Origin of the sequence: Pseudomonas sp. RIT409 (assembly GCF_003052515.2) — a bacterium.
Lineage (GTDB): Bacteria > Pseudomonadota > Gammaproteobacteria > Pseudomonadales > Pseudomonadaceae > Aquipseudomonas.
This window is the reverse complement of sequence record NZ_QARE02000019.1, coordinates 54,741-68,835: the sequence shown is the minus strand read 5'-3', so window position 1 is coordinate 68,835 and position 14,095 is coordinate 54,741. Positions and strand designations below refer to the sequence as shown.

At 59.9% G+C, this 14,095-nt stretch carries 11 protein-coding genes; 5 read left to right on the top strand and 6 right to left on the bottom strand.

Going from position 1 to position 14,095, the window contains the following annotated elements; translation table 11 throughout:
- Positions 1–68: 68 nt before the first annotated feature.
- The 3 genes from pncB to DBP26_RS21050 all read left to right on the top strand — a co-directional run bounded on the left by pncB (position 69) and on the right by DBP26_RS21050 (position 3,407).
- Positions 69–1,268, top strand: coding sequence for a nicotinate phosphoribosyltransferase (gene pncB, locus DBP26_RS21060; protein WP_108239456.1), 1,200 nt, complete (start codon positions 69–71; stop codon positions 1,266–1,268).
- Positions 1,269–1,329: 61 nt separating this feature from the next.
- Positions 1,330–2,157: an ammonia-dependent NAD(+) synthetase gene (gene nadE, locus DBP26_RS21055; RefSeq protein ID WP_108239455.1), complete on the top strand. Its 828-nt coding sequence runs from the start codon at positions 1,330–1,332 to the stop codon at positions 2,155–2,157.
- A 233-nt stretch (positions 2,158–2,390) separates the two neighbouring features.
- Positions 2,391–3,407: a DUF1338 family protein gene (locus DBP26_RS21050; protein WP_108239454.1), complete on the top strand. Its 1,017-nt coding sequence runs from the start codon at positions 2,391–2,393 to the stop codon at positions 3,405–3,407.
- Positions 3,408–3,483: 76 nt separating this feature from the next.
- Here the strand turns inward: DBP26_RS21050 and azu are convergent, their stop codons facing one another.
- A complete protein-coding gene (azu, locus tag DBP26_RS21045) occupies positions 3,484–3,930 on the bottom strand; it encodes an azurin (RefSeq protein ID WP_108239453.1) in 447 nt (148 codons plus the stop codon).
- A gap of 191 nt (positions 3,931–4,121) precedes the next feature.
- On the opposite strand from azu, the gene DBP26_RS27395 reads away from it, so the two are divergent.
- Positions 4,122–4,247 carry a hypothetical protein gene (locus DBP26_RS27395; RefSeq protein WP_256601317.1) on the top strand — a complete coding sequence of 42 codons (126 nt, stop codon included), beginning with the start codon at positions 4,122–4,124 and terminating at the stop codon, positions 4,245–4,247.
- Here the strand turns inward: DBP26_RS27395 and DBP26_RS21040 are convergent.
- The 3 genes from DBP26_RS21040 to DBP26_RS21030 all read right to left on the bottom strand — a co-directional run bounded on the left by DBP26_RS21040 (position 4,228) and on the right by DBP26_RS21030 (position 11,046).
- Positions 4,228–5,124 carry a transglutaminase family protein gene (locus DBP26_RS21040; RefSeq protein ID WP_108239452.1) on the bottom strand — a complete coding sequence of 299 codons (897 nt, stop codon included), beginning with the start codon at positions 5,122–5,124 and terminating at the stop codon, positions 4,228–4,230. The genes DBP26_RS27395 and DBP26_RS21040 overlap by 20 nt on opposite strands.
- Positions 5,124–7,625 carry a circularly permuted type 2 ATP-grasp protein gene (locus DBP26_RS21035; RefSeq protein ID WP_108239451.1) on the bottom strand — a complete coding sequence of 834 codons (2,502 nt, stop codon included), beginning with the start codon at positions 7,623–7,625 and terminating at the stop codon, positions 5,124–5,126. Before DBP26_RS21035 ends, DBP26_RS21040 begins: the two co-directional genes overlap by 1 nt.
- Before the next feature lie 127 nt (positions 7,626–7,752).
- Positions 7,753–11,046, bottom strand: a complete 3,294-nt coding sequence (locus DBP26_RS21030) for a transglutaminase family protein (RefSeq protein ID WP_108239450.1) — start codon at positions 11,044–11,046, stop codon at positions 7,753–7,755.
- A gap of 372 nt (positions 11,047–11,418) precedes the next feature.
- Here DBP26_RS21030 and DBP26_RS21025 point away from each other — a divergent pair, with 372 nt between their 5' ends.
- Positions 11,419–11,673: a PAAR domain-containing protein gene (locus DBP26_RS21025; protein WP_108239449.1), complete on the top strand. Its 255-nt coding sequence runs from the start codon at positions 11,419–11,421 to the stop codon at positions 11,671–11,673.
- A gap of 709 nt (positions 11,674–12,382) precedes the next feature.
- Here the strand turns inward: DBP26_RS21025 and DBP26_RS21015 are convergent.
- Entirely contained in the window at positions 12,383–13,138 is a 756-nt protein-coding gene (locus tag DBP26_RS21015; protein WP_108239447.1) for a hypothetical protein, read from the bottom strand.
- 2 nt (positions 13,139–13,140) lie between these two features.
- Positions 13,141–14,013 carry an NAD synthetase gene (locus DBP26_RS21010; RefSeq protein ID WP_108239446.1) on the bottom strand — a complete coding sequence of 291 codons (873 nt, stop codon included), beginning with the start codon at positions 14,011–14,013 and terminating at the stop codon, positions 13,141–13,143.
- Positions 14,014–14,095: the final 82 nt, after the last annotated feature.

Below are 14,095 nucleotides of genomic sequence, written 5' to 3'. Positions count from 1 at the left end.
GTTGTATGCGACCCCATTTGACTTTTCATGGCCGCACTCTGGCGGCCCCTGCTGGCTGGAGCGACACAATGAGTGAGAGCGCTTTTGCGGACCGGATCGTTCAGAACCTGCTCGATACCGACCTCTACAAGCTGAGCATGATGCAGGCAGTGCTGCACAACTACCCCAACGTCGACGTCGAATGGGAGTTCCGGTGCCGCAACAGCGAAGACCTGCGACCCTATCTGCCTGAGATCCGGCATCAGATCGAGCAATTGTGCGATTTATCCCTGAGCCTTGAAGAGACGGGATTCCTCGAGCGCATCAATTTCATGAAGCCTGATTTCCTGCGGTTCCTGGGCTTGTTTCGCTTCAATCTGCGCTACGTGTACACCGGCATCGAAAACGATGAATTGTGCATTCGCCTGTCCGGCCCCTGGCTGCATGTGATCCTGTTCGAAGTGCCGATCCTGGCCATCGTCAGTGAAGTGCGCAACCGGCACCGCAACCCGGAAACCTTGCTCACCCAAGCGCGCGATCAGCTCTACCGCAAGTTCGACTGGCTCAACGACGCCGCGACCCCTGATGAGCTGGCCGAGCTGAAAGTGGCGGATTTCGGCACTCGGCGACGCTTCTCGTATGCTGTTCAGGAAGACGTGGTAGCGGTGTTGAAAAAGGATTTCCCCGGCCAGTTCGTCGGCACCAGCAATGTCCATTTGGCGCGCAAGTTCGATCTCAAGCCCCTTGGCACCATGGCCCACGAGTGGATCATGGCCCATCAGCAACTGGGGCCTCGGCTGATCGACAGCCAGATCGCCGCGCTCGACTGCTGGGTGCGGGAATACCGGGGCCTGCTCGGCATCGCCCTGACCGACTGCATCACGACGGACGCCTTCCTCAACGACTTCGATCTATTCTTCGCCAAACTCTTCGACGGCCTGCGCCACGATTCGGGTGATCCTGTGCAGTGGGCAGAAAAATGCATCGCTCACTATCAGAAGCTGGGCATCGATCCGATGAGCAAGACATTGGTGTTTTCCGATGGTCTGAACCTGCCCAAGGCCTTGGAAATATTCAGGGCGCTGCGCGGTCGGATCAACGTCAGCTTCGGCATCGGCACCAACCTCACCGCAGACGTGCCAGGTATTCAGCCCATGAGCATCGTGCTGAAAATGACCGCCTGCGCCGGCCAGCCAGTGGCGAAGATTTCCGATGAGCCTGGCAAGACTCAGTGCAAGGACCCGGAATTCGTTTCCTACCTGCGCCATGTTTTCAAGGTGCCTGTCTGACTCGAGCACCGGACTGCCTCACTTTTTACATGCCTCTTTTTCTTCTCATAAGGAGTCAATCATGCAAGCCGTACAGCACGAGATCGCCAGTGCACTCAAGGTCCAGCCGCCCTTCGCCAGCCAGGCCGAGCTTGAAACCGAAGTTGCGCGCCGGATCCAGTTCATCAAGGACTGCCTGCACAACGCCCGCTTGAAGGTTCTGGTACTGGGCATCAGCGGTGGTGTGGACTCGCTGACCGCCGGCCTGTTGGCCCAACGCGCGGTCAGGGAATTGCGTGAGAGCACCGGCGATGCCGCCTATCAGTTCATCGCCGTACGCCTGCCCTACCACATTCAGCACGACGAGCATGAAGCCACGGCTTCCGTGGATTTCATCAACCCTGACGAGCGTCACACGGTGGACATCGCGCCTTCGGTCAAGGCACTGGTCGAGCAGATCAAGGCGTTCGAAGGCCAGTCGGACGCAGCGGTGGACTTCGTCAAGGGCAACGTCAAAGCCCGTACCCGCATGGTGGCGCAATACACCATCGCCGGTGCTCGCGGCGGTCTGGTCATCGGTACCGACCACGCGGCGGAGGCTGTGATGGGCTTCTTCACCAAGTTCGGGGACGGCGCCTGCGATCTGGCACCGTTGAGCGGTCTGGTGAAGAATCAGGTTCGCGCCATCGCCCGTCATTTTGGCGCCCCCGACAATCTGGTCGAGAAAATCCCTACCGCGGATCTGGAAGATCTGGTTCCGGGCAAACCCGACGAAGCTTCTCACGGCGTGACCTACGCCGAGATCGATGCCTTCCTGCACGGCGAACCCGTGCGTCAGGAAGCGTTCGACATCATCGTCAACACCTACCGCAAGACGCAGCACAAACGCGACCTGCCGTACGTCCCTTGATACGCGCTCTTCGTAGGAGCGCGCTTGCCCGCGACGAGGGGGCGTCAGACACAACGTGGGTGCCTGACACACTGCGTTCGTCCAGATGCAGCCCTGACCAAGCGCGCCCTACGCCAGCATATTCCGCGTCGTTCAATAGAAAACGGAATGAACCCGCAGTTTTTTTTCGCTTGTCCCTCCCCGTGAACGGGGCTTAGATAGCCCTCTGACTTTCTCGCTCAGAGCCGCTATCCATGACCCCATTCCAAGGCCTCTTTTCCCTCGTCGCTTCCACCGTTGGCCAGCCCGCTGCACAGTGGCTGGAAAGCCGTGTCGAAGTCCCGCAGGCATTGCAGCGCTTTTCCTGGTCGGCAGACTCGGTCCATCGCGTCTGGCTGGCAGAAGCACTCAACCTGTGCCTGTTTCATAAGCTCGTCGACGCGGTGCCAGACGGCCTGCGTTATGTCGATGAGCAATTCCAGAGTGGCCGTAAGGTGATTTTCGACCACGGCGCGATTCGCACCGTGGATTGGGCGCGAAACGGCGAACTGCCCAGGGGGCGCCTGGCGTTTTCCCGGCTGCTCGAGCCGCTGGGCTTCACTGACGTGCGCACCTATCCGCTGACCAAGCTGAACATGACGGGATGGGGTTATCGCCAGATGGATCTGCCGGAAGACATCGCGCAGTTCTTCGTCTCCGAGCTGCACCCAGGCCGGCTGAGCGAGGCATTTCAAAACGCCGTCAGCCGCGTGGTGGGGTCGAGTCGAGACCCACTGGGCAACGAAGACCTGAGTACGCTCGAGCGGCTGCGCCTGACCCGTCATTGCAGCCTGGCGGAAGCGATGCGCCTGCTGCCGAACCTGTACCGCGCCTTCGGCCGCCAGCATGGGGCAGTGCAAGAAGCCGACTATCGCCAGTTGCTCAGTGAAAGTGCGGAAATGGCGTGGATTTCCACCGAGGGCAACAGCTTCAATCACTTGACCGACAGGGTCGAGAATCTGGAAGCCACGGTGCAGGAGCAGGTGCGACGCGAGCGCCCGATGAAAGACAGTATCGAAGTGTCGGCATCAGGCCGAGTCATGCAGACCGCCTACAAAGCCTGCACCGTGGCGCGCGATCTGCTGGACGCCGAGGGCGTGGCCAGAAGTCATCAAGTGCCGGGCTCGTTCGTCGAGTTCATTCAGCGCAAGCTCGATCCGGATAGCGGAACGCTCGACCTGAATTTCGACAGCAGCAACGCTCAGGGAATTTTCAAGATGACGGCGTCGTAACTGCCCGGACATCGCTCAATCCGTAGGTGCGCCCTTGCCATGGGTGGCACGTGCGCGCCTACAGATGAAATCCCGATCACTTCAGGGTCACGGTGCCCTTCATCATGCTGATGTGGCCCGGGAACGAGCAGAAAAAGCCGTACTTCTGCGCAGGGTCCAATTTCGACACATCCAGGGTCAACGAGTCCTTTTCACCCGCGCCGATGATCTTGGTGTGGGCAATCACCCGCGCATCACCTTCTTTCAGGTATTGCTTGTCGATCCCCGCACTCAGGCCGTCGGTGGCGATGGGCTGCATGTCGGCTTCCTTGCTGATCACCAGGTTATGCCCCATCACATTCTTTGGCAGGCTGCCGGAATGCTCCAGGTTGATGGTGAATTCTTTGCAGCTTTTGTCGATTTCGATGGCTTTGGTGTTGAAAGACATTTGATCGGTGGAGTCCACAGTCACCGAACACTCGGCGGCCATCAGGTGTCCACTGACCAGGGTCAGCAGAGATGCAGCAACAAGCTTGCGAATCATGAATGAGTCTCCTGAATGGGGTTGCTCTTGGTTTTTGTATACAAAGAGTGCCCCAACTTTACACAATTTTTCAATTACAGATTATGAAACCTGCTTCCGGGCCTCTATCAGGCCTATCGAGACAATCAAGCAGCGGCCGCCACAGTGCCGCTCTAACATCGGCTTGTCACTCATTTATCAGGATGATCATCATGCAGCTCAATGCACTCTTCCGCAGCTTGCTCGCCGCTTACGCATGCGGCGCCAGTGGCAATTACGACAGCGCTATTCAGGAATACAGCGACTACCGCCGGGGCGTCAGTCCGACAGTGGCATGACCGTCACCCGCACTTCCGGATCGTGATGGCCGCCGCCGAGAATGACGCCGCGCAACGGTGAGACATCCGAAAAGTCTCGCCCCCAGGCCAGGCTGATGTGCTCCAGCGCAGGCTGGATATTGTTGGTGGGGTCAAAATCCACCCAGCCCAAGGTCGGACAGAACACCGACACCCAGGCATGGGAGGCGTCGGCGCCAATCAGACGGGGCTGGCCGGGTGGCGGCTGGGTCAACAGGTAACCGCTGATGTAGCGTGCCGCCAACCCACGAGAGCGCAGGCAGGCGAGCATCAAATGGGCGAAGTCCTGGCAGACGCCGCGGCGGCGTTCGAGCACCTCCACCAGCGGTGTGGCCACTTGGGTCGCTTCGCCATCGAACGTGAACTCGTCGAATATCTTCTCCATCAATGCCCGTGCGCACTGCAGCAAGGGCCGACCAAGCGGAAAGCACTCTGTGGAGAACTCCACGAACGATTGCTTGAGGTGCACATAAGGCGACTCGAAGCGGTAGCGGCAGGCATCGAGAATGTCCGGCGACATTTGCAGGGCATTGTAGGTCAGCGTGCTGCGGGCAAGCTCCCATGGCATCGAGTCCTGAAAATCCAGCGCGGGCCGCGCCAGCACCTCGATTCGCAGCCGTGCATTGACCTGCAACTCATCATGGGGGCGCTCGAATGCCAGCCGGGTCAGCGGATTGCCGAACACGTCCAGCTCGTCGCGTCGAGTGGTCGGCTGCGGGTTGATCTCCAGACGCTGGTCGAGGCACCGCTGCCATGGACTGACCCGCGGCCAGAGATGCGCCAATTGCTGCGCCAGCGACACGGGGCTGTCGTACTTGTAATGGGTATCGTGAAGGATTTCGTAATGGGCGCTGTTCATCAGACGGACACCGTGCGCTGGCTGACGTCATCGACATGGGCGAAATGGCGCAGGGACAAGCGGTCCGATACCTGCCCGCTGACGTCGCCAATACGTTGCAGCAGGTCTGCCAGCCCGTGAAGCGCTGCCGTCACGCTGCTCTCGCCGAACAGCCCGTTTTCGAGGCACCCCAGATCGAACGTGGCCAGGCGCTGGGTCAGCAGCGAAAGGTTGTTGTCATGAGGCACACCGAAGTCATCGTTCAGACGCTTGACCGAGCGCCGCACCAGTTTGAGCTGGAACAGCACGGCGTGCGGGTTTTGCTCGTCGAGTAACAGCAGGTCAAGCACGGGAATCAACTGCGGCAATGCCAGATAACGCGAGCGATAAGTAATGCTGCTGTTGCCCAGTTCCAGCAACCAGTCCAGGGCATCCTGATCGAACACCGTGTCGCTGCGCAGGAACGCGGCCAAGCTGGTGCTGAGGAACTGCAGGCGCTCGATGCGCCGACCGATCATCAGGAAACGCCAACCGTCATCGCGGGTCATGTCGTCGAGCGCGAAACCCGACAGCGCCGCAAGGGACATGACCAACCGATTGAGGAAATCCAGAAGCTCGCCAAAGTCCGGCTGGTCGGTGTCGAGGTTCGCGGCTTCGCGCTGCAACTCCACCAGCGCCTGCCAGTTTTCCCGCGAAAGCTTGCCGCGCACCTGCGAGGCGGCCCACTGCAGGCGCTGCAAATTGGAGCGCAGGCTGAACGGCCAGTCTTCGCCCAGCAGCGCATCGAGCAAACGCTCGTGCAACTGCCGAGGCTCTTCTTCGTCCTCCGCCGGCACCAGATTCAACCGTTCGCCCAGTTCGACGGCCGCTTGCAGGGCCAAGGGATCATCGCCATCCACGTAACGGGCGAGCATGATGCGCAGCAACCGTGCGCTGTCGTCGCAACGCTCGCAATAACGGCCGAACCAGAACAGGTTTTCCACCACCCGCGATGGCAGATAAGGGTCGCGACGTATCAAGTCGTGAACGCCCAGCGAATGACGGTTGCGCCAAGGCTCACTGCCCGATGTGCGCTCGCCGAGAATCCAGGTGTCCTTGCTCGCCCCACCCCGCTGCATCGACACCACGTCGGCGTCGGCCTCGGCCGCGACGCGGGTCAGCCCGCCTGGCAATACACGGTAGCCGTCGGCGGTCGCCACGGCGTACACGCGCATACCAATGGCGCGCGGCTGCAATTGTGCGTCTTCGCCTTGCCAAACGGGTGCGTGGGACAGTTGCGCCAGCTCTTGGGCAACATAGGCATAAGGCCGGGCCTGCATGCGGGCGGCCAATGCCTGGCGTTGCTCGTCGTTGAGGTCGCGGCCGAAGACCGGGGCGAAGCTCTGCGACGGAAAGGCCGGTTTGATCAGCAATTCCGGGATTTTTTCCAGCGCTTGGGCCAGGACAGGAGGCTCGCCGCACCACCAGGTTGCAATCGATGGCAGGATCAGTTCTTCGCCGTACAGGTGCTGATTGATCTTGGGCAGGAAACCCAGCAAACCCGGGGATTCCAAAACGCCGCTGCCCAGCGCGTTGGCCACGACGACACGCCCCTGACGTACCGCTTCCAGCAAGCCGGGCACACCGAGTGCGGAATCGGTACGCAGCTCCAGCGGATCGCAGAAATCATCGTCCAGACGCCGCATGATGGCGTGCACCCGCCGCAGCCCACTGAGGGTTTTCAGGTAGACCGTCGCATCGCGCACGGTGAGGTCACTGCCTTCCACCAGCGGATAGCCCAACTGGCCCGCGAGGTACAGGTGTTCGAAATAGCTCTCGTTGAAGCGTCCCGGGGTCAGCAGCACGATCAAGGGGACTTCCATGCCACTCGGCGCCTGACGGGCCAGGGTCTCCTGCAGCGAACGAAAAAAGCCGGACAGATGTTGCACTTCCAGGTCGCGGTACAGCTCGGGAAAGGCCCGGGAAATGATCAGGCGGTTTTCCAGCGCGTAACCTGCGCCAGACGGGGCCTGCGTGCGGTCTGCCGTTACCCACCAGCGACCATCCGGCGTGCGGGCAAGGTCCACGGCATACACGTGCAGAAAGGTGTTTTCAGGCGGGGTGACGCCTTGGCACGGCCAGAGAAAGTTGTTGTGCCCGAACACCAGCTCGGCAGGCAGCATGCCGTCGGCGATCAGCTTCTGTGGGCCATAGAGATCCGCCAGGACTGCATTGAGCAGGCGCGCACGCTGCGCGATGCCGGCCGCGACGTTTTGCCATTCGTCCACCGGAATCAGATGCGGCAGCAGGTCCAGCTCCCACGGCCGGTCTGCACCTTTGGGATCGGCGTACACGTTGTAGGTCACGCCGTTTTCCTGAATCTGCCGGGCCAGCAATGCCTGGCGCTGTATCAACTGCGCAGGGGTGCTGCGTTGCAGATGCTCGTAGAAGCGCAGCCAATGCGGCCGGACAGCACCGCTGGCGTCAAGCATCTCGTGATAATTACCCGCAGAGAGCGGATATCGGTCAAGCAGGTCGGGCATGGAAGGCTCGGCAGACAACTAAAGGGATCAGATTAGCGCAGACAGAATGACACTCAGTGGCTCGCTTCCCTGCGGCCACCGTTCAAGCCTGACCGCCTGACAGAGGCTGTCAGGCTGGGCCGTACCTCTATCGGTGCAGACGCAAATCCAGCGTCATGGGCATTTCATCGTTGATGGACGGGGCAGGTACCGCCAGCTTGCCGGGCGTGTGCCCGATGCGGAAGAACCGCGCCAAGCGTCGACTTTCGGCCTCATTGGCGTTCACCGGCAGGGTTTCATAATTGCGGCCACCTGGATGCGCGACATGATACTCGCAGCCGCCCAATGAGCGCTGCATCCACGTGTCGACGATGTCGAATACCAGTGGCGCATGCACCGCAATGGTGGGCTGCAGCGCGTTGTACGGCTGCCAGGCGCGGTAGCGCACGCCCGCGACGAATTCGCCGACGCGCCCTGTCGTTTGCAGCGGCACCGGCACACCGTTGCAGGTCAGCACGTAGCGCTGGGGTGGCAGGCCGCTGACCTTCAGTTGCAGACGTTCCAGCGATGAGTCGACGTAGCGTACCGCGCCCCCCGCGGCCCCTTCCTCACCCAGCACATGCCACGGCTCCAGCGCCTGTCGCAATTCCAGCTCGATCCCACTGACGGCGTAGTCGCCCACCTTGGGAAAGCGGAACTCCAGATGCGCCGCGAACCACTCGGCACGCAGCGGATACCCCGCAGCGTTGAGCTCAACGATGACGTCAGCAAAATCCTGCTCGATGAAATGCGGCAGCATGAAGCGGTCATGCAACTCGGTGCCCCAGCGCGCCAGCCTTGCGGGCGCATAGGGCGTTTGCCAGAACCGTGCAATCAGCGCACGCAACAGCAACTGTTGCGCCAGGCTCATGCGTGCGTGGGGTGGCATCTCGAAGGCACGCAATTCCAAAAGGCCCAGGCGCCCGGTTGCGCCATCCGGCGAATACAGTTTGTCGATGCAGAACTCGGCGCGGTGGGTGTTACCCGTCACGTCGATCAGCAGGTTGCGCAACAGTCGGTCAACCAGCCAGGGCGGGCACTCTTCACCCGGCTGTGGCATTTGCGAGAAGGCGATCTCAAGCTCGTACAGCGAGTCATTTCGGGCTTCATCGACGCGTGGCGCTTGAGAGGTCGGGCCGATGAAAAGGCCGGAGAACAAGTAGGACAACGAGGGGTGGTTGTGCCAGTAACTCAGCAGGCTGCGCAGCAAATCAGGCCGGCGCAGGAATGGCGAATCTCCGGGCGTGGCACCGCCGAGCACGAAGTGGTTGCCCCCGCCGGTACCGGTGTGGCGTCCGTCGATCATGAATTTTTCAGTGGTCAATCGGGTCAGCCGGGCCTGCTCGTACAAAAACTCGGTGCGCTCGACCAACTCATCCCAACTGGACGAGGGCTGCACGTTGACCTCAATGACGCCCGGGTCAGGGGTGATGCGAAAGTTAACCAGACGCGGATCGCTCGGGGGCTCATAACCTTCCAGCAACACAGGGCAGTGCAGCTCTTCAGCGGTGGCCTCAATCGCCGCGACCAGTTCCAGATACGCTTCGAGCGACTGCAGCGGCGGCATGAAGACGTACAAGCGACCGCCTCGCGCTTCGGCACTCAAGGCCGTACGGGTCAGCCAGTCTGCCGACTGGTCGATCACCGGCACGCGTTCGGCCTGTGGATCATCGTGCTCGTGTAGGCCATCGAGCTGAGCGTCGATCTCGTCGCGATCGGCCAACTCGGCGAAGTCCTGATTCGGGTCGTTCGGATGGATGTAGGGATACTCCGCCGCCTTGACCCAAGGCTGCGAGGCCAGAGGCAGGCGGTACCCCAAAGGCGAGTCCCCAGGCACCAGGCGACAATGCTCGCCGCGCAAATACCAGCGTCCGCTCTGCCAGCGATCGTCAGCGGCCGTACGCGCCAACGGCAGGACATGACCGATGACCTTGTCCAACCCTTGGGAAAACACATTGCTCAACCGCGCCCGTTCCAGTTCGTCGCTCAAGCGCGAATCTTCCGGGCTGACGTTTTGCGGCAAAGCCTGCTCCCGCCACAGGTAGTAGAAATTGTCTTCGTAGGCGGCGAAAACATAACGCTCAGGCACCTTCAGTCGTTCGGCGACACTGCGCAGAAAGCGCCCCGCCACGTCACTGTTGGCCCCGTAGTCTTCGTTCTCATCGGCGATCAGCGCGGTATTGCGCCACACCGGCTCACCGTCGCGGCGCCAAAAGCAATTGAGCGACCAACGCGGCAACTGCTCGCCCGGATACCACTTGCCCTGACCGAAATGCACCAGACCGTGCGGCGCATAATGGCTGCGCATGCGTTGAAACAGCTCAGCCGAAAGGACCCGTTTCTTCGGCCCCAGCGCAGCCGTGTTCCACTCGCTGCCATCACGGTCGTCGATCGACACGAACGTGGGTTCGCCGCCCATGGTCAAGCGCACGTCGTTGGCAATCAGATCGGCATCGATCTGCCGCCCCAGGGCTTGAATTTCGAGCCACTGTGCTTCGGTATACGGCTTGGTGACCCGAGGAGCCTCCCAGATGCGCTCCACCGACATGTCGTGACTGAATTCGGTTTTGCACGGCTCCACCAAGCCGCTGATCGGCGCTGCCGAGGAAGGGTCAGGGCTGCAGGCGAGCGGAATGTGCCCTTCGCCGGCAAACAACCCGGACGTAGCGTCCAGGCCAATCCAGCCCGCACCCGGCAAATACACTTCGCACCAAGCGTGTAAATCGGTGAAGTCGACATCCGTTCCCGAAGGCCCGTCCAGCGCTTCGACATCGGCCTTCAACTGAATCAGGTACCCCGACACGAACCGTGCTGCGAGCCCCAGGTGACGCAGCAACTGCACCAGCAACCAGGCCGAATCCCTGCACGACCCAGACGCGCTGTCCAGCGTGTACTCAGGCGTCTGAATGCCGGGCTCCATACGGATCAGATAATTGATGTCGTTCGCCAGCCGCTGATTGAGGCTGACCAGAAAGTCGATCGCAGGCACGGGCGTGCGGTCGATGCTGTCCAGATAGGCCTGGAATTTTGGTGTCAGCGGCAGCTTTTCCAGGTAAGGCAGCAGTTCGTGGTGCTCTTCCTTGGCATAAGCGAAAGGAATGTTCTCGGCGTAGGGCTCGAGGAAAAAATCGAAGGGGTTGAACACCGCCATCTCGGCGACGAGGTCGACCTCGATACGCAGCTCGTCGGTTTTATCGGGAAAAACAAGACGCGCCAGGTAATTGCCCTGCGGGTCCTGCTGCCAGTTGATGAAGTGATTTTCAGGCAACACCTTCAGCGAATACGACAACACCCGCGTGCGGCTGTGGGCCGCTGGGCGCAAACGAACGATTTGCGGCCCCAACTCGACCGCACGTTCGTAGCGGTAATGCGTGACATGGTGCAAGGCAATGTGAATCGACACGGCGTGCCTCCTGCGAGCCTGAACGGTAGCGGAACCGCGCAAGACTTATGCCATTCAGGCAAGTCATGCGCCTCCGGGGTGGAGCGTGCTCGTGCAGCTAAGCACAGCACCAAAATTGCGCCAACTTAGATAAGGGGTGCAAGGGGTGCGCGTGAATGGGGCAGTCATGGGTGAGCGAGAAAAACCCGTGTCTCCGCGCCGACACCATCACACACTTTTTCTTTCTTGTAGGACTTATTCCCTGCAGTCCGTCAGAACGCTCTTGAAAAAAATGGGACCCCCTTTCGACACCCTGGGTCGTGTTAGCGTCTGCCGGACCTAACACCTGGAGCATGGAAGCTCGGCCTATCCAACTGATCAAGGAAGTCTTGCATGCGCCCCATCATTGTTCTGAACGACCCCACCAGCGCCGGAGGACGCGTCATCGCCGGTGCGCCTTCTACCTTTCTGCATAACCTGAATGTCGCCCGGCTCGGCGATGCCGTCCTTTGCCCCCATGGCCTGTGCAAGATCGTCAGCGGCGACAGTTCACTGCTCATCGATGATCGGCCGGTCGCCCGCCAGGGCGACTTGCTCGCCTGTGGTGCGACACTGCTCGCCACCTACACCGACGTGATGATCGGGTAGAGGCGTCTATGTTGAAATCACTCTGGGGACGCTTGGTCGGCGGTCCCCCGCCGTCGCACGCCGTACCTGTCCACCCACCCTACATCCCGCAGCGCTGCATGTACGATCGCATCAGCGAACGGCGTCTGCTCGAGAAAGAAAGGCTGCGCCTGAGTCAACAGCACTTGCCCCCTCCAGGCAATTACTGCGTTCATTCCACCGCCCTTCAGGACGCATGGGCCTGGTTGCCGGGGTGTACGTTGGATGGCCAGGCTTGCGCCAGCGAACTCGTCTTCGCCGGATGGCAGAAGACACATGATGCCCGCCTGGTGACCCGACATGGGACCCGTCGCCCCCTGCGACGGCTTGATGTCGGTTCGGCTCGAAGGGTCTCGGTCAACGCGACGGAGCGCGCGGTTGAATTGCTCCAGGCCACCCTCGCGAATTGTCCGTTGCTGCCCCGAATGCAGGAGTGGGATCAGACCGAGGTCCATCTGCTGGCGCCCAGTGGCGTCGACGAGTTGGCCTGGCTCGAAAGGGCAATCGCTTTGTGGCCCGAGCATCACCGCCAGAATGTGCAAGGAAAAAGAACTCGACCCTGCCACAGGATGGCCGTTAAGCGGGTTGCGTTAATCGACCTAGCGCAGCGCAGCGGGCCAATGACGTGGGGTAGGCATTTTTCGTGGCGGAACAAGCCCACGTTGTCGGGGAAATTTGATGTGCAGGTGTCTCACTTACGGAGTAACAAGAGCACTCTCAAAAAAAGCGTGCATGCTCCGACAGTCAGTAAGTGTATTGCCATTGATAACCAATACAGCCAGGGCTGATCCGCCAGCGAATAGGCCCTCGGAGGCCCATTTCGATTTGCACCAACGACGATGCCGTCGCTCAGACCAAGGTAAATAAAATAGAGCTTGAGCGCCGACACCACCACAAAAAAAAGGCCAGCGAGCCAGCCTGCGATCGTCAACAGGGTGAAGCCAAAATCCGAGACTCCATAAGAGGTTTTCGACTTTCTCCTCAATAGATTCACCCCGGCGTGACGCTTGCAGAGAGCGGGCTGCGACTCAACGAAGTTTCCCAGCCGCATCGCTTTTGCTGCCTGCGCCATTGACCGGTAACGTAAGCTGTTCAGGCAATACAGCCCCGAGAGCGCGCTGATCAAAGTAACAACGTATAACCCCATGGGGGGACTATAAGTGATGGCGGGTATCGATATTATTAAGTTGAACAGAAATAAGAGCACCGATCCCGTTGCCCAGCGCGGGTAGCCTCGAAACACGTTTATGCTGCAAACCGATTGGATAATATTGACGACAATCATCAGTGCAAACGCCATCGTGAAATCCAGATCGACGCGCTTGAGATATGTACCGTTGACCATTACGAGGACGGAAGCAGTTGAAAGTATGCCTAAAAATATGGAACTGATGAACGGAGGAAAATGCTTTCTCCTGAATTCAGCTAGTTTCCGGGCGGTATACACGATCAAAACTCTCCGTAAACAGCCACAGCAATCGGCTTCAAATGCCCCGAGTGCAGACTGCCGCCGATCGATGCACCTGCTGCCAGCACATCCCTGAGCTGCGTGTAGGTCTGCTGTTTGATTTCTGTGTTCGAATAACGTCTGGGAAGTCCAAATGTATCCTTTCTGTACCTGTGCACTTCGTTCGTGAGAGCCAGTCGCTCCCGACGTGACAATCCCCGAAGGATTTCGCGGTAGCTCTTCCCTGTCGCCGCTTTTTTGGCCAGCGTATACCGCAGGGTTGAGTAGATTGAGAGAGCAGCGCCCGCAAGAGTTATGCTGTCTAGGACAGCCGTCATGGACTGATACCAGGGCTCGGCGTCGACTTCGTCAAGTGTCTCGGGGTTGAACATTGAAGTCCCGACTCTCCCTAAACTCACTAGGCACTGTAGGGACCCTGCCACCGCCGCCGTGGCTCCTATTGCAGTCACCAGTAAACCTACTCCTGCGGTGAACGGAGCGGCCATTATCCCGCCATATACAACCTTCCAGCTAAGATAGGCTCCGCCGCATGCAAGGCCGGCACCAATCGCTTCCTTGATAACCGTGGATTCGCGAACGTTGAATTCAAGCTGTTTGTGAAATTCGAGCGCACTCATATGGCGGGGTGCTTCGCGCAAGATCACTCGCTTCACTGCCACGCTGCAAATTGGCTGAAACTCCCTGAGCACCACGACATTGAAATCGCTGTCGATAAATACGATGCCTGCCCCGACGAGCGCAGGATCCGTATCAATGACCCGAAAAAGCTTCCTGAGGTCGATTGCGCTTTCGACCCGTTCCCTGGCCTCGCGTCGGGAGACTGAGAAACCATCCCGAACTGATAAACCGCTCATTCCTTGATTCCTGTGTGGTACCCGAAATCGAACGAGGATAAACATCCCTGCTCTGGGACGATGTAGGCAGGTTTGATCTGGC